Genomic DNA, 14,920 nt, shown 5'->3' with positions numbered 1-14,920 from the left:
CTTTTTTGAAAAGCACTTTATTGACATGAGTTTTAGAATGTTGTTTCATAGTCATTGTATTGAAAAAAATCGACGGTCTTGTCGAAAAGTAAAAGTTAAAAAAAGAAAGAATTTATACATATATCTTGTGTCTTATTTTGAAACGTAATACAATATATAGAGAAATCAAGAAACAACATACAGAGAGTATAGATTGAAAAGGGAGGGTCGGAAATGTTAGTTGCATATGATTCTATGACAGGAAACGTGAAGCGTTTCATCCACAAATTAAATATGCCGGCCGTTCAAATTGGTGAAGATCTAGTAATAGATGAAGACTTTATTTTAATTACGTATACAACAGGTTTTGGCAATGTACCAGAACGTGTTTTAGAATTTTTAGAGCGCAATAATGAAAAATTAAAAGGCGTATCTGCAAGCGGCAATCGTAACTGGGGAGACATGTTCGGTGCAAGTGCTGACAAAATTTCTGCTAAATATGAAGTGCCTATTGTATCAAAATTTGAGTTATCAGGAACAAATAACGATGTAGAATATTTTAAGGAAAGGGTGCGGGAGATTGCGACACATTGAACTGAATAATGAAATCACGCAAATGCAGGACGGTTTTTATCAGCTTCATAAAGATAAAGAGGCATTAGAAGTCTTTATGGAAGAAGCTAGAGAGAATACCGTTCATTTTAATAGCGTGGCAGAGCGAATGGAGTATATGAAAGAACATGATTACTATTACAACGTTCTGGACGAGTATAACTTGGAGGAAGTAGAAGAGGTATATAACATCGCTTATGGTGAAAACTTCGAGTTCCAATCTTATATGGCAGCATCTAAGTTCTACAAAGATTATGCGTTAAAAACAAATGATCAAAAACAATACTTAGAAAGCTATGAAGATCGTGTAGCAATTGTGTCATTATACTTAGGACGCGGTGATGTTGCGAAGGCAAAACAATTCGCAAGCATGATTGTCAAACAAAACTACCAACCAGCGACACCAACCTTTTTAAATGCAGGAAGAAGCAGAAGAGGAGAAATGGTGTCTTGTTTCTTGTTAGAGATGGATGATAGCTTAAATTCAATCGGCTTTAACATTAATACTGCAATGCAATTATCAAAAATCGGCGGAGGAGTAGCTTTAAACTTATCTAAGCTACGCGCACGCGGTGAGCAAATTAAAGGTATCGACAACGCTGCAAGTGGTGTAGTACCTGTTATGAAATTACTTGAAGATTCGTTTTCATATGCGAATCAACTTGGCCAACGAAAAGGTGCTGGCGCAGTATACTTAAACATTTTCCATTGGGATATTATTGAATTCCTTGATACGAAAAAAATAAATGCCGATGAGAAGAGCCGTATTCAGTCTCTATCAATCGGAATTATCGTTCCAAGTAAGTTCTTTGAGCTTGCTGAGAAAAACGAACCTTTCCATGTTTTCGCGCCTTATACGGTGTATAAAGAATACGGAAAGCATTTAGATGACATTGATATCGATGAAATGTACGATGAATTAATGAGCAATCCGAAAGTGAAGAAGAAGCCGCTAGATATTAGTGCACGTGATATGCTTATTAAAATTGCTATGATTCAGCTTGAGTCGGGTTATCCGTACTTAATGTTTAAATCAAATGCAAATAATCAACATCCACTGAAGGATATTGGAACTGTGAAGATGTCGAACTTGTGTTAAATATGTAGCACCTTCTAGTAGAAATGCTAGTCGAAAACTCCGTTAAACGGGGAAAGCCTCAAATTTGAGGTAACCTACCGTGCTAAATCTTATCTTAGAATGAAAATATAAAAGTTCAGAATGTATCTTATTATTTTGTATAGCAGAGTTATGGGACAACATAAAGTAATAAGAGACTTTCTGAAAGATTAAGATAAGTAAAAGCCTAACGACTATCCCTTATGGGAGTAGAGCGCAAGCGATTGGCGTTCGAAAAGCGGAGCACCTAATCAGGTAATGCTGTAGGTGATGATATAGTCTGTCCTGTATGGTGACATACAGCAGTTGCATGAGCAACGGACTGAGGAGTAGCGAACTCGGTTGAACATTCGAGACAGAAATCTTCCAGCTTCAAGAAACTTCTGAAATAAATGATTACGGTACAGATGACATTATTCGTCGTGATATTAACTGTAACTTAGGATCGTTAAATATCGTAAATGTAATGGAAAACAAAGAAATTCGTGAAGCGGTTCATGCGGGAATGGAAGCTTTAACAGCTGTTTCTGATATGACGATTATTCCGAATGCACCAACTGTGAAAAAAGCTAATGATGAGCTTCATTCCGTTGGACTTGGCGCAATGAACTTACACGGATATTTAGCAAAAAATAAAATCGCTTATGAAAGTGCAGAAGCGAAAGAATTCGCTCGTACATTCTTTATGATGTTAAATTACTACTCTATTGAGAAAAGTATGGAAATCGCTAAAGAAAAAGGCGAGACATTTAAAGACTTCGATAAATCTGATTATGCGAGCGGCACATACTTTGAAAAGTATGAAACGACAGATTACAGTCCAGTAACTGAAAAAGTTCAGCAATTATTTGAAGGAATTCATATTCCAACAAAAGAAGATTGGACAAGTTTAAAAGAGCAAGTACAGAAGAATGGTTTATATAACTCATATCGTCTTGCTATCGCTCCAACACAATCAATCAGTTACGTTCAAAATGCAACTTCAAGCGTAATGCCGATCGTAAGTCAAATCGAATCAAGAACGTATGCGAATGCGACAACATATTATCCAATGCCGTATTTATCAAAAGATACGTTCTGGTACTATAAATCTTCTTACGATATGAATCAGTTTAAATTAATTGATTTAATCGCAGAAATTCAAGAACATATTGACCAAGGGATTAGTACAATTCTTTACGTTAATAGTGATATTTCAACACGTGAATTAGCACGTTACTACATCTATGCACATAAAAAAGGCTTAAAGAGTCTGTATTATACGAGAACGCGTAAATTAAGCGTGGAAGAGTGTGTGGCTTGTACCGTTTAATATAAAAAGTGAGACATGATGAGCAGGGTTTTCTGAACCCTGCTCATGCTTAGTTATCATATTTAGAGAAGGGGCGATTGAATGCGTGCGGTAAACTGGAACAAAAAAGAAGATGATTTTAGTTTAATGTTTTGGAAGCAAAACATCGCTCAGTTTTGGACAGAAGAAGAAATCGCAGTGTCTTCTGACAAAAATACTTGGGCGCAATTATCAAAAGAAGAGCAGGTTGCTTATAAGCGTGTATTAGGTGGTTTAACACTTTTAGATACGAAACAAGGCGGCGAAGGGATGCCACTTGTACTTGTTCACCTTGAAAATTTACAAGCGAAAAGTGTATTAGCTTTCATGGGTGCAATGGAAGAAGTACATGCGAAGAGTTACAGTCATATTTTCACGACGTTAGCTACTGAAGAAGAAATCGATGAGATTTTTGACTGGGTAGATACTCATCCGTTACTTGAGAAAAAGGCTGGTATTATTACGAGTTACTATCGTCGTTTATTAAAACCTGAAGTGACGAAAAAAGAGTTATACATGGCAATGGTAGCAAGTGTGTTCTTAGAAAGTTACTTATTCTATAGTGGATTCTTCTATCCGCTTTACTTAGCTGGTCAAGGTAAACTGACGGCGAGTGGTGAGATTATTAACTTAATAATTCGTGATGAGTCAATTCACGGCGTATTCGTCGGTATTTTAGCACAACAAATCTTCGCGGAACTTTCTGCAGAAGATCAACAAGAAGTGCAAAAAGAAACGCAAGAGTTATTAATGGAACTATATGAAATCGAAATGGCATACACAGAAGAAATTTACACTTCTATCGGTCTTGTAGAAGATGTAAATCGTTTCGTTCGTTACAATGCGAATAAAGGACTTATGAACTTAGGACTTGAGCCGAAGTTTGAAGAAGAAGAAATTAACCCAATCGTTTTAAATGGTTTGCGTACAGATACGAAAAACCATGATTTCTTCTCTGTAAAAGGAAATGGTTACGTAAAAGCAACGAACGTTGAAAAGTTATCTGATGATGACTTCGTGTTTAATTTTTAATATATGATCATAAAGAAAAGCTGTCTTATTCATTGATAAGACAGCTTTTCTTTATGATTTTGTTTACATAACACTATTATTTTCATATAACGATTTCTGTTTGAAAAATTCTATCCAGCTAACGAATAGAATCTTTTTGTAAGTAAATGGGTATTTACAATCCTTTTGTATCGGTGTATTATTTAACTAGTACACCGATACAAAAGGAGGGAAGAAATGAAAATAGAGTTTTCTCCAAATACACCAATTTACATTCAGGTAATGGAATACATAAAAAAAGAAATCGTAACAGGACATTTATTGCCTGGTGATAAAATTCCCTCTGTACGTGAATTAGCGAGTGAATTACAAGTAAATCCAAATACGATCCAGCGTACATTTCAAGAGCTAGAACGAGATGGGGTTGTTGTAACACGTAGGGGAATGGGACGATATGTAACGAATGAAGGGGAGAAAATTATGGAGCTGCGAAAAGAGATGGCGAAAGAATTACTTCACTCTTTTATAGATGGAATGGACAATTTAGGTTTTTCAGAAGAAGAAATTCTTACAATTCTTCGTTCTTCATTACATGAGAAAAGGGAGGAGAGCGAATGACAGAGCTATTAAAAATAGAAAACTTATGGAAGAGATACGGATTAAAAGCAGTGATTCGTGAATTAAACATAGAGATTACCGAAGGAAAAATTGTTGGACTTGTTGGAGATAACGGGAGCGGGAAAACGACGTTATTGAAAATGATTGCTGGTCTGCAGCACCCTTCTGAAGGTAGTATTACAATCGCTAGTAAAAAGGTAGGGTTAGAAACGAAAGAAATCGTTTCTTTTATGTCTGATAAACCAGTATTTGATGATTGGATGACAGTAAAAGATTCTATATTTTTCTACCGCGATTTTTATAAAGACTTCGACATTCAAAAAGCGGTAGATACGGTTGCGGAGTTTAAAATACCGTTAGAAGAAAAAATTACAGCTTTATCAAAAGGGATGGTTGAAAAGCTACAAATCATTTTAACATTTTCGAGGAAAGCGAAGTTATACGTACTAGATGAACCGTTGGGAGGGATTGATCTCATTTCTAGGGAACACGTACTGGAACTTATTCTACAATTTTATAGAGAAGATTGTACAATCCTAATTTCGACTCATTTAATAAATGAAGTTGAAAATATTTTTGATGAAGTAATCTTTTTAAAAGATGGGGAAATTGTATTGTATGAAAATGTAGAAGAATTACGTTTTCAAAGAGGGAAAGCGGTCACAGATGTGTTTAAGGAGGTGTTTAGTAGATGAAGCCGAGCTTAATATACATGTACAATATAAATAAAAAGCAAATTATTATTTCGTTGCTATCATTTATATTCGTTATCGCTGTAGCTTTCGTAAGTTTGGGGAATTATATTAAGCAAGAATCAGGAGAAGTAAGACAAACAATTATAGTTAGTTTCGTTATTCTAGTATATATAACTTTTTTAGCAATGATAGTTATTCAGGCGGTGTCTGCATTTGGAAAAATGACTGAAAGCACATTATTTCGGTTAACATCGATATCGGGTAAAAAGATTGTTTTAGCAATATTGTTATACGTTGTAATTTATTTACTTATTTTTGAATTAATGGGTTCTATTTTTTTATATGGTATTTCTATGAAAATAATAAAAGGTACAGAGCTCTATGAAGTATTATTTACTCAAAGTGTATTCAATCCACTAAAGCACCTCTTTAGTACTATGTTATATGTATTTAATTTATCTAGCATATTGCTAGTATTACTTTTTTCAGTAGCAAGCGTTAAAGTGTTTTCTTTGAAAAAGAAGAAGTTAAAATATCCAATGGTATTTTTCTTATTTTTACTAGTAACAAAATTATTAGGTACTATATATGGAATGTTGGGCGGTCTTGCACCTGCTGCACCTCTAATAAAAAAATTAGTATATATAGATGAACCATCAGGAGCGGATGTGTTTCTCTATCCGGAAAAACTTATGAATTTATATAGCCTTAGTTTTTCTATAGGAATATTTATTCTACTTGTTTATATAACAGGTCGCATAATCGATAAAAAACTAGAAGTCTAAAGGAGGAATCAGCATTGGGAAACGTAGTAGTAAAATTAGAGAATGTTCGAAAAAAAATTGGTGGAACGGAAATTATTCGTGGTTTATCATTTGAAGTTCGTGAAGGGGAAGTATACGGGTTCCTTGGACCAAACGGTAGCGGTAAGACAACGACGATCCGTATGATGACAGGTCTTATTTCAATGACAGAGGGTGATATTACAATTTGCGGTCATAGTATTCGTACGGAGCGTGAAAAGGCGCTAGAGAAAATTGGAGCGATTGTAGAAAATCCTGAACTATATGATTATATGACAGGAATGCAAAACTTAAAGCATTTTGCGAACATGGCAATTACACCAATTAGTAAAGAGCGCATTGCTGAAATTGTAAAACTGGTTGAATTAGAGCATGCGATTCATAAAAAGGTGAAAACATATTCACTTGGTATGAAACAGCGTTTAGGAATTGCACAGGCATTACTACATCAGCCGAAAATTTTAATTTTAGATGAGCCAACAAATGGATTAGATCCAGCTGGTATTCGCCAAATTCGTGATTATTTACAACGTCTAGCGAAAGAAGAGAATATTGCTGTAATCGTATCAAGTCACTTATTAAGTGAAATTGAACTCATGTGTGATCGCGTCGTTATTATTAAGCAAGGTGAGTTTGTACAAGAGTACAACTTACATGAACAAGCAAAACATGATGAGACAGTAGTTGTAGCGTTTGAAGTAGATCAAGTACAGAAAGCAAATGAAATCATTAAAGGTAAGGCGCAAGGAAATGTCATTGTAGTATCTGTAACGAAAGAAGAAATTCCGCAACTTGTAAAGAAACTTGTGAATGACGATGTGCTTGTATACGGAGTTACTGTTCAAAATAAAACGTTAGAGGATGAGTTCTTAGCGATTACAGGGGGAGTGAAAGCGTAATGTTTAAATTAATTCAAAATGAATTTTTAAAGCTGCATGCGAAAAAAGGAATGTATATTTTAATTGGTGTTATTGCAGTATTGGAGATTTTGGGAGTTTTAGCGATGCTGAAATGGGGAGATGGAAGTGAATTTAAAGGATCCTATTTAGATTTTGCAAGTTCAGAGATTGGTTTAATTACTTTGTTTGCAACAATTTTTGGCATTACGATTGCTTCGCGTATGATTACGGATGAGTTCCAAAAAGGTACAATTAAGCAGTTATTAATCCGTCCAAGAAAACGAATGACAGTTTTATTCTCTAAATATATTACAGTGTTACTTACTATAGTATTTATCATATTTGCTAGTACGTTAATTGCTATGATTATTGGATTAATTGTAATGGATGGTAGTAAAACAGAATTAACGTTAGGAATCGTAATGAAATCTACCTTATATCAAGTACTTTCACCGCTCTTCTTTGCGACGCTTGCATTTTTCTTAGCAAACGTATTTAGAAAATCTGTATTACCATTAATTATTACGATGTTCCTGTTCTTCTTACAAGGAGCAATTAATATGGTATTAATGATGTTTGCAAAAGGCGTAGCGAAGTTTATAGTATTCTTCCATTTGGATTTAAGAGCTTACGATGGCAATAAATTAATTAGTGGCGGAGTAGAACCTACATTCACAGAATTTACGTTTACAACTTCATTATTACTTGTAGCTGCATACTTTGTTGTATTGCTTGTAGCATCAAGTGCATTATTCCAAAAACGTGACGTATTATAATAAAAGAAATCCCCGCTTGTAAAAACGGGGATTTTTATTACATAACTTGCTCAGGTAGTGCAACTTGAAGAGCAGTAATATAGTATTTTAATAGATATGTTGTTTGAAAGTAATTGAGAAAAATAGGAAGAGTTCAACTATATTCATATTATAATGTAGTTATCCGCCCATTTACTTTTACTAACTTTGGAGGTGTTCTATATGCATTATGCATTTTCACGTATAAGGCTACGTAGCTTTTTTGGATGGATGATCATAGGGCTGTTCCTTACGATGATCCCATTAGGTCTATCAAATGTTTCTGAGAATACAACGGAGGTTATTTCACAAATAACTGTGTTTTTTGTATTTCCGTTATTTTGGTTATACGTAAAAACCAATAAAAATAATGTTGTATTTAATAGTTTTTTTGATAAGCCAGGACGTTTACCGTGGGGATTAATTGTATTAGCAACGATAATGGGAATGATTTTTTCAGTCGGTATATCTCATATTCAATTTTACATATTAGCACATACGTTACCGAATTTCTTAGTTACTATGTTAGAAGACGGAAATGTTATTAATACGAGTAACATATATATGACGATATTTACTTTCGTTTCAGCATGTGTATTAGCACCAATTATGGAAGAGGTTATTTTTAGGGGCTTCTTTTTACAGCGAATGGCTTATAAATGGGGGATTAAAAAAGCTGTCATTATATCTTCCATTATTTTTGGCTTAGGACATTTTGATGTTATTGGTGCGTTCATGTTTGGTGTTGTTATGTGTCTTTTATACATAAAGACACAAAATATATGGACGAATATCGCTGTACACGCTCTAAATAATTTAATTGCAACAAGTATGCAATTTGTTGGCGGAGAAGAGAGTAGCGCAATTTCAATTCCTGAATTACAAGCGCAAAGTAATTTATGGATCGGTATCGGTCTTACAGTTGTTGGATTACTTTGGTTAATTCCTTACGTTTGGAAACAATGGCGTACGGTAAAAGAAGTGGGTGTGCCACCAGTGCACTTCATAAATGAGGAAAAAGTAGTGAGTGCATCACAAGAAAATGAAGTGTATAGTCAAGTGATTGTAACAGATAGATTGATGGCTGTAGAGCTACCAGATGAGGCTGTAAATAAGCTCGGGTTAGAAGAAAATGATTATGTAACAGTATCTGTAGAAGACGATAAAATCGTTATAAAGAAAGCGCATGATAGATAAGTAAAAAGTAGCTCCTTGTGAGCTACTTTTTACTTTGTAATAATTTCCACACGAAAATTATTGCCGTTCTTTACATATTTAATATCTGTAACAGTGCGGACTGCTTTTAAAATCTCAACTTTTTCACCAATTCGAGGGATAGTCGGAACATTGTCCCAAATGCCAAGCAAGTCATCTAATTGTGCCGTTTTTTCATAAAACCAGATTTTCAATGTAAAACCCCTTTCTCGAACTATATGTATTTTAATACATAATATATTATTTTTATTCTTATTGTAAGGGGTTTTTATATATTTTATGAATAAAAATTAATTAATCTTCTGGAAAGATATGTTCAATATCAGGAGTAAGAGATATTTCTGATAATACGATATGAGAAACAGTCGTTGCATATGAAGAAACATCATTAATAAATTCTTCAAGTTCAACGAGTGAAGGAACAGAAATTTTTACAATGTAGCATAAGCTTCCTGTTACGCGGTAACAAAAACTTGCGGACGGATAAGACTGAATAAACTGTTGCATACGCGTTGTATCCCCGTTTTTTAAAGTGATTTCTAAAATACAGTCTAAAACAAGTCCTGCTTTTTTATAATCGATATCGATTGTGTATTTTTGGATAACGCCTTCACTTTCGAGCTTACGAACACGTTCTGCAGTAGACGGAGCAGATAAGTTTACTCGTTTCGCCAATTCACGCATGGAAAGGCGACTATCATTATATAATTCATTTAAAATTTTTCGATCAACACGATCTAGTTGCATGTGTAAATATACCTCCAGTAAAATGATAATTTTTGTAAAGGAAAAATATAAATTAAGATTCATATGAAATGTAAAGAGAACTTTATTTATTTTACAATAAAACTGAAGGGAATAGGAGGAAAAATAATGGAGAGAATTTCATTATCAAATGTAGGAGATACAAAGTTTCAAAGGTTATTAGGTCATAATCCGGAAATATTACATTCGTGGAGTACATTAGAAAATACATTATACAATAAAGGAACTCTTTCAGCAGAGTTAAAGGAGCAAGTGAGAAGAACATTAGCGTATGGGAATGAATGCCCGTACTGTATGGCGAAGGGAAGGCCTGATGATATGCAAAAGGTAGAAGAAATTGGTGTAGCAGTTACTTTTGCGCATACATTTATTCATGACAAAAAGGCGATAGATGATAATATGTTTCATGTATTGAAACAATACTGGACGGAAAAAGAAATTGTAGAGCTTTGTGCGTATATTTGTTTTATTACTGCGTCACAACAATTTGGTTTTCTATTTCAATTACAGCCGAAAGAAGGAGAAAATGATGAATAATCAAATAGCACTTATTATAATTGATGTACAAAAGGCGTTTCAATTACCATACTGGGGTGAGAGAAATAATCTTTTTGCTGAAGAAAATATGAGAATTTTGTTAGCAGAATGGAGAAAAAGGAAACGACCAGTTTTTCATATTCAACATGTAAATAAAGAAAATGATCAGTCGATGTTTTATGAGGGAGCGGAAACAGTCAACTTTAAAGAAGAGTTGCAACCACTACCAGGTGAAGTGGTTATTCAAAAATCTGTTAATAGCGCATTCATTGGGACAAATTTAGAAGAGCAATTAAGAGAGAACAAATGTAATGCAGTAGTGATTGTAGGATTAACGACAAATCATTGTGTGGAGACTACGACACGAATGGCAGGGAATTTAGGATTTAAAACATATTTAGTGAGTGATGCGACGGCTACTTTTAACCGTAATGGTCTAGATGGTAAAGAGTATAGTGCAGAAGATATTCATAATATGACACTTGTAAATTTACATGAAGAGTTTGCTACAATTATGACGACAAAAGAAGTATTGAAATTATTTTAAGAAAATAATTGCGAATTATGTAGAAAAAAATAAGAATATTTCGTATAATCTAAGTACAATCATTTTAAAAATAGGGGTGGCATCGTATGGAGCAAATTCCGGTAAAGAGAATAGAAGAAGTACTTGTTGTAGCAGGGGATGACAAACAAAAGCAAAAGGAATTTTATGAATTGCTCTTATCTACTGAGTTTTATGTTGCTGGCTCATTAGAAGCAGAGGAAGGTGCAACAGAAGGGATACTTCGTTTGCGTCATTTCCAAGGAGAGGGTAGATGGATCGTTCCGTTCTTTACACAAATGGAATTTGTGAAAGATGTATTGCCAGAAGGAACACCCCTTATTACGATACGTGGGAAAGAATTATTTGGTAGCATTGAGAAAGATGCTACAGCAGTATTAAATGTCGGTACTGATATAAGTAAAACATTTATTCCAGAAGAAATTGCAGATATCGCATCTGGACGAATTTTTAACTATTATAAATAAAGTGAAGCTTTAATCAGTGGGGGTTTTCTTCATCCCCCACTGATTATTAGTTGAACCAATCGGGCTTTAATGGGCAGCCCGACCCCCACCTAACTTCTTTACTTTCGCTGAATTTTGATGTGGGGGTCTTACTGCCCATTAAAGCGGGATAAAAGGAAAAGCTGAATTGCTTTTCCTTTTTAATTTGAACACGGAGTGGCTATGCCAGAAGAAATAGAGAGTGTTTTATTATTTGTATTTATTGTCGCTGTAGCTCCAAGAGGGATTCCGATGTTTGGGCTTATATGTCCAATCGGTAAACCGAATAGGACAGGTATAGCATATGAAGTGAAATATTCATATAGTATTGTTTGCAATGATTGAGATGGTTTAGAAGGAGTGCAGTCATGACAACTTGTAAAAATAACACCACTACATTCATGAAACTTTCCAGATAAAAGTAGCTGATTTAACATACGATCAACGCGATACGGTTCTTCCCCAATGTCTTCAAGCAATAAAAGTTTATTGGCTGTATTTATCTCGTAGGAGGAGCCAATGATACTCGTTAACACCGCTAAATTGCCTCCAACTAACTGACCTGTAACTGTACGGGAAGAGCTAGGTACGATACATTCTGAAGCAGATAAGATGGTTGAATACGGATGAAATAGTTGGTTGAAAGAAGATAAAGAAAGAGAATCTACCCCTTTCCCTAATTCTTCAACCATTGGGCCATGAAAAGTAATAAGCTTTGCATAACGTGAAAAGGCAGTATGTAAAGCTGTAATATCGCTATATCCCCAAAAGATTTTTGGATTTTGCCGAATGATTTCATATTGAATGTGAGGGAGGAGACGAGCGCTACCGTAACCACCCCGTGCACAGAAAACGGCCTTTACCTCATGATTTGAAAATGCTTCATGTATATCATCAAGCCGGACTTGATCCCTTCCAGCTAAATATCCATATTTCTCATAAACACTCTTCCCGATTACTACAGATAAACCCATTTCTTGTAATACCTTTACACCTTTTAATACATTTTCAATTGTTGGTGGCCCGGACGGTGCAATAATCATTACTGTATCACCTTGTTGTAATGCATTTGGATATATCATTGTTTTCAGCCTCCTTCACTTTCAATATATTCGCTTCATAGGAAGTTCAATCCTTGTAAAAGAAGGGAAAAGTTTGTCAAATAAAGAAGATATAAAGAGAATAGGAGGAGAAACAATGTTTACAAGTCGAGTCATAGATACATTACAAATTAAGTATCCCATCATTCAAGCCGGTATGGCGGGTGCGATTACGACGCCAGAACTCGTTGCAGCTGTGAGTAATAGCGGAGGATTAGGAACGCTTGGAGCAGGCTATATGAGCCCAGAACAAATTCGTGAAGCAATTTATACAATAAGGGAGCTAACAGATAAGCCCTTCGGTGTTAATTTACTTTTAACAAAAGAGATACAGATAGAAGAAGAGAAGATAAACTTGGCAAAGAGATTACTTAGCGGAGTGAATAGAGAATTCGGTATAGAGGAAGAAGAGCAAGTAAAGCTTCCAAAAAGTTATAAAGAACAATTACAAGTGTTAGTAGAAGAAAAAGTACCAGTCGTTAGCTTTGCGTTTCAAACGTTAGAAAAAGAAGAGATAAATGATTTGAAAAGAAGTGGAATAAAAGTCATCGGCACAGCTACTCATGTGGCAGAGGCGAAAGTGCTTGCTGAATTAGGAGTAGACATTATTGTCGGTCAAGGCAGCGAGGCAGGAGGGCATAGAGGAACGTTTATCGGGAAAGAACAGGACGCTATGATTGGTACGTTTGCATTAATTCCGCAGCTAGTAGCAGCAGTTCCGCATATCCCGATTGTTGCAGCAGGTGGTGTAATGAACGGGCAAGGGCTTGTTGCTGCATTTACACTGGGAGCAGAAGCTGTTCAAATGGGATCAGCCTTTTTAACGAGTGAAGAGAGTATTACGCATGACGTGTATAAAAAAGCGGTTTTACGTAGTACAGATACGAGTACAACTGTGACTCGTGCGTTTTCCGGGAAATATGCACGAGGTATTCGTAATGAATTTATAGAGAAGCATGAAGGGAAAGAAGAAGACCTTCCGATGTATCCGGTGCAAAATGTATTAACCTCTAAAATACGCCAACAAGCAGCAAAGCAAAATAATGGAGAATATATGTCACTTTGGGCAGGACAAGCGTCATCATTAGCACGAATAGAATCAGCTCAGCATGTAGTGGAGAGAGTGATGAAAGAAGCAGATAACACAATTGAACAATTGCAAAATGTATATAGAAAAAGACCACTTGAATAATTCAAGCGGTCTTTTCATTAGTTTGCTTTATAAAATTGTTGGATGGCCTCATCGATATAAACCCAGCCTTTCCAACCTAAGTGCATGTGATCTTTTAAGAAGTATTTATCATACTCATGATTTGAGAAGTCAGCAATTGGATAGCCAGCTTTCTCAATTTGCTCATGAACTTTCTTATAGTACAATTCTCGGCGTTCTTTCGGGAAGCCAGCGTAATCGTACCAAGGACCTTTTACAGGAACAGAAATGAAGAGTGGTTTTGCACCAGATTGTTTTAATAAATCAAGTGCAATTTGTAAATCTTCATATTCTGGCGATTGATCATAAGCATCATTTTTTAAGTAGCCTTCACGTTGCTTTAATTTTTTCTTGATTTTGCTGTTGAAGTAACCATCTTCAATACCGTAATTGTTAGATCCAGATTCTGCTGCACCTGTTTGATCTGCATGTTTACGAGCCTCTTCCCAGCTCATTTGTTTTAATGAAGGATCAAGTTTTTCTTTATGCGGTTTAATATTAAACATAGCTGTAAATAAATCTTTACGATCTAAAATGTTACGATAAATATAAGCGAAAGGTTTAGCAGCAAGTGCTTTTACTTTATGCTTTGTATCATCGTAAACGATACCTTCAAGCGAAATTTTTAATAAAGTTTCTTTCTTAACGATCTCAAAGTTTAATAAACGCTTTGCAATTTGCTTTTTCATTTCAGGTTTTACATCATCGTTGAAAATGAAGTGGTAACCTTGTTGCTTTGAAAAGTTAGGTGCAAAGTGTGTTTCATCAATACCTTGTGGTACAAACCATTGCGGAGAAAGAACGAATACCATTTTCTTATCTTTCAATTGATCCATTGTAGATGCAAAGTTTAATACATGTACAAGGTCTTGTGTTCCGCCACGTCCAAGTAGGAATGGTGTGAATCCTTCAGGCTTTACTTTGAAATAATTTGATGGATGGTAAGCATCCATACGTGCGAATTCCGATGAACCATACATCGGAAGGTATTTCGAGTCTGCTAACATCTTTTGCTGTAAAATCATACTTTGAATCTTTTCTTCTTTTAAAGAAGTTGCAGCTTGTTCTACTTTTTCGTCACTTAAAAGCGGGAGTAGAAAGCGCGTCGGAATAAGTAGGAATACAGCAAAAAGGGCCAATGCTAAAAGCATCGGACCAAATTTTGCTTTGTTCATCGGATTTCTT

General features: G+C 35.2%; 17 protein-coding genes and 1 pseudogene. 14 read left to right on the top strand and 4 right to left on the bottom strand.

Features of this window, described 5'->3' with window-relative positions; translation table 11 throughout:
- The first annotated feature begins 213 nt into the window (after window positions 1-213).
- The 10 genes and pseudogenes from nrdI to PDQ40_RS16210 all read left to right on the top strand — a co-directional run bounded on the left by nrdI (window position 214) and on the right by PDQ40_RS16210 (window position 9,055).
- Window positions 214-573, top strand: coding sequence for a class Ib ribonucleoside-diphosphate reductase assembly flavoprotein NrdI (gene nrdI, locus PDQ40_RS16255; protein ID WP_000959450.1), 360 nt, complete (start codon window positions 214-216; stop codon window positions 571-573).
- Window positions 560-1,687 (top strand): annotated as a pseudogene (locus PDQ40_RS16250) (ribonucleotide reductase N-terminal alpha domain-containing protein); the annotation flags it as partial. The gene nrdI and the pseudogene PDQ40_RS16250, both read left to right, overlap by 14 nt.
- Before the next feature lie 382 nt (window positions 1,688-2,069).
- Window positions 2,070-3,020: a ribonucleotide reductase gene (locus tag PDQ40_RS16245; RefSeq protein ID WP_073536430.1), complete on the top strand. Its 951-nt coding sequence runs from the start codon at window positions 2,070-2,072 to the stop codon at window positions 3,018-3,020.
- 81 nt (window positions 3,021-3,101) lie between these two features.
- Window positions 3,102-4,070, top strand: a complete 969-nt coding sequence (nrdF, locus tag PDQ40_RS16240; RefSeq protein WP_001203021.1) for a class 1b ribonucleoside-diphosphate reductase subunit beta — start codon at window positions 3,102-3,104, stop codon at window positions 4,068-4,070.
- A gap of 216 nt (window positions 4,071-4,286) precedes the next feature.
- A complete protein-coding gene (locus tag PDQ40_RS16235; protein ID WP_000687513.1) occupies window positions 4,287-4,667 on the top strand; it encodes a GntR family transcriptional regulator in 381 nt (126 codons plus the stop codon).
- Window positions 4,664-5,362: an ABC transporter ATP-binding protein gene (locus PDQ40_RS16230; RefSeq protein ID WP_000137737.1), complete on the top strand. Its 699-nt coding sequence runs from the start codon at window positions 4,664-4,666 to the stop codon at window positions 5,360-5,362. Before PDQ40_RS16235 ends, PDQ40_RS16230 begins: the two co-directional genes overlap by 4 nt.
- Entirely contained in the window at window positions 5,359-6,147 is a 789-nt protein-coding gene (locus PDQ40_RS16225; RefSeq protein WP_000804797.1) for a hypothetical protein, read from the top strand. Before PDQ40_RS16230 ends, PDQ40_RS16225 begins: the two co-directional genes overlap by 4 nt.
- 14 nt (window positions 6,148-6,161) lie before the next feature.
- Window positions 6,162-7,064 (top strand): ABC transporter ATP-binding protein, encoded by a 903-nt coding sequence (locus PDQ40_RS16220; protein ID WP_071741614.1) that lies wholly within the window; start codon window positions 6,162-6,164, stop codon window positions 7,062-7,064.
- Window positions 7,064-7,840, top strand: coding sequence for an ABC transporter permease (locus tag PDQ40_RS16215; protein ID WP_000475445.1), 777 nt, complete (start codon window positions 7,064-7,066; stop codon window positions 7,838-7,840). The genes PDQ40_RS16220 and PDQ40_RS16215 overlap by 1 nt, the downstream gene beginning before the upstream one ends.
- Before the next feature lie 201 nt (window positions 7,841-8,041).
- Complete coding sequence (locus tag PDQ40_RS16210) at window positions 8,042-9,055, top strand: CPBP family intramembrane glutamic endopeptidase (RefSeq protein WP_000558794.1); 1,014 nt, start codon at window positions 8,042-8,044, stop codon at window positions 9,053-9,055.
- A gap of 29 nt (window positions 9,056-9,084) precedes the next feature.
- Here the strand turns inward: PDQ40_RS16210 and PDQ40_RS16205 are convergent, their stop codons facing one another.
- Both PDQ40_RS16205 and PDQ40_RS16200 read right to left on the bottom strand, forming a co-directional pair.
- Window positions 9,085-9,267, bottom strand: a complete 183-nt coding sequence (locus tag PDQ40_RS16205; RefSeq protein WP_000707103.1) for a DUF3913 family protein — start codon at window positions 9,265-9,267, stop codon at window positions 9,085-9,087.
- Window positions 9,268-9,367: 100 nt separating this feature from the next.
- Window positions 9,368-9,820: an Lrp/AsnC family transcriptional regulator gene (locus tag PDQ40_RS16200; RefSeq protein ID WP_001175495.1), complete on the bottom strand. Its 453-nt coding sequence runs from the start codon at window positions 9,818-9,820 to the stop codon at window positions 9,368-9,370.
- A 63-nt stretch (window positions 9,821-9,883) separates the two neighbouring features.
- On the opposite strand from PDQ40_RS16200, the gene PDQ40_RS16195 reads away from it, so the two are divergent.
- The 3 genes from PDQ40_RS16195 (at window position 9,884) to PDQ40_RS16185 (ending at window position 11,407) form a co-directional block, all read left to right on the top strand.
- Window positions 9,884-10,375 (top strand): carboxymuconolactone decarboxylase family protein, encoded by a 492-nt coding sequence (locus PDQ40_RS16195; protein WP_001997023.1) that lies wholly within the window; start codon window positions 9,884-9,886, stop codon window positions 10,373-10,375.
- Window positions 10,368-10,922: a cysteine hydrolase family protein gene (locus PDQ40_RS16190; RefSeq protein WP_001064616.1), complete on the top strand. Its 555-nt coding sequence runs from the start codon at window positions 10,368-10,370 to the stop codon at window positions 10,920-10,922. Before PDQ40_RS16195 ends, PDQ40_RS16190 begins: the two co-directional genes overlap by 8 nt.
- Before the next feature lie 86 nt (window positions 10,923-11,008).
- On the top strand, window positions 11,009-11,407 hold the full coding sequence (locus PDQ40_RS16185; RefSeq protein ID WP_000435208.1) for an SseB family protein: 399 nt from the start codon (window positions 11,009-11,011) through the stop codon (window positions 11,405-11,407).
- A gap of 179 nt (window positions 11,408-11,586) precedes the next feature.
- Here the strand turns inward: PDQ40_RS16185 and PDQ40_RS16180 are convergent, their stop codons facing one another.
- Window positions 11,587-12,507 carry a S66 peptidase family protein gene (locus PDQ40_RS16180; protein WP_000640088.1) on the bottom strand — a complete coding sequence of 307 codons (921 nt, stop codon included), beginning with the start codon at window positions 12,505-12,507 and terminating at the stop codon, window positions 11,587-11,589.
- 115 nt (window positions 12,508-12,622) lie between these two features.
- Here PDQ40_RS16180 and PDQ40_RS16175 point away from each other — a divergent pair, with 115 nt between their 5' ends.
- Complete coding sequence (locus tag PDQ40_RS16175) at window positions 12,623-13,717, top strand: NAD(P)H-dependent flavin oxidoreductase (RefSeq protein WP_000495260.1); 1,095 nt, start codon at window positions 12,623-12,625, stop codon at window positions 13,715-13,717.
- 17 nt (window positions 13,718-13,734) lie between these two features.
- Here PDQ40_RS16175 and dltD read toward each other — a convergent pair whose 3' ends face one another.
- Complete coding sequence (gene dltD / locus PDQ40_RS16170) at window positions 13,735-14,910, bottom strand: D-alanyl-lipoteichoic acid biosynthesis protein DltD (RefSeq protein WP_001030285.1); 1,176 nt, start codon at window positions 14,908-14,910, stop codon at window positions 13,735-13,737.
- Between the last annotated feature and the right edge of the window lie 10 nt (window positions 14,911-14,920).

The sequence above is a fragment of the Bacillus cereus group sp. Bc061 genome (assembly GCF_027715825.1).
Classification (GTDB): Bacteria; Bacillota; Bacilli; order Bacillales; family Bacillaceae_G; genus Bacillus_A; species Bacillus_A paranthracis.
Note: the sequence above shows the minus strand (reverse complement) of the source record. Positions and strands in the feature narration are given on the sequence as shown.

What these genes read in the sequence shown, in the direction of transcription:
- PDQ40_RS16175 (WP_000495260.1), top strand. Translation starts at nt 12,623, where the DNA reads ATGTTTACAAGTCGAGTCATAGATACATTACAAATTAAGTATCCCATC.
- PDQ40_RS16190 (WP_001064616.1), top strand. Translation starts at nt 10,368, where the DNA reads ATGAATAATCAAATAGCACTTATTATAATTGATGTACAAAAGGCGTTT.
- PDQ40_RS16235 (WP_000687513.1), top strand. Translation starts at nt 4,287, where the DNA reads ATGAAAATAGAGTTTTCTCCAAATACACCAATTTACATTCAGGTAATG.
- PDQ40_RS16185 (WP_000435208.1), top strand. Translation starts at nt 11,009, where the DNA reads ATGGAGCAAATTCCGGTAAAGAGAATAGAAGAAGTACTTGTTGTAGCA.
- dltD (WP_001030285.1), bottom strand. Translation starts at nt 14,910, where the DNA reads ATGAACAAAGCAAAATTTGGTCCGATGCTTTTAGCATTGGCCCTTTTT.
- PDQ40_RS16195 (WP_001997023.1), top strand. Translation starts at nt 9,884, where the DNA reads ATGAAATGTAAAGAGAACTTTATTTATTTTACAATAAAACTGAAGGGA.
- PDQ40_RS16210 (WP_000558794.1), top strand. Translation starts at nt 8,042, where the DNA reads ATGCATTATGCATTTTCACGTATAAGGCTACGTAGCTTTTTTGGATGG.
- PDQ40_RS16200 (WP_001175495.1), bottom strand. Translation starts at nt 9,820, where the DNA reads ATGCAACTAGATCGTGTTGATCGAAAAATTTTAAATGAATTATATAAT.
- PDQ40_RS16225 (WP_000804797.1), top strand. Translation starts at nt 5,359, where the DNA reads ATGAAGCCGAGCTTAATATACATGTACAATATAAATAAAAAGCAAATT.
- PDQ40_RS16180 (WP_000640088.1), bottom strand. Translation starts at nt 12,507, where the DNA reads ATGATATATCCAAATGCATTACAACAAGGTGATACAGTAATGATTATT.
- PDQ40_RS16215 (WP_000475445.1), top strand. Translation starts at nt 7,064, where the DNA reads ATGTTTAAATTAATTCAAAATGAATTTTTAAAGCTGCATGCGAAAAAA.
- PDQ40_RS16230 (WP_000137737.1), top strand. Translation starts at nt 4,664, where the DNA reads ATGACAGAGCTATTAAAAATAGAAAACTTATGGAAGAGATACGGATTA.
- nrdF (WP_001203021.1), top strand. Translation starts at nt 3,102, where the DNA reads ATGCGTGCGGTAAACTGGAACAAAAAAGAAGATGATTTTAGTTTAATG.
- nrdI (WP_000959450.1), top strand. Translation starts at nt 214, where the DNA reads ATGTTAGTTGCATATGATTCTATGACAGGAAACGTGAAGCGTTTCATC.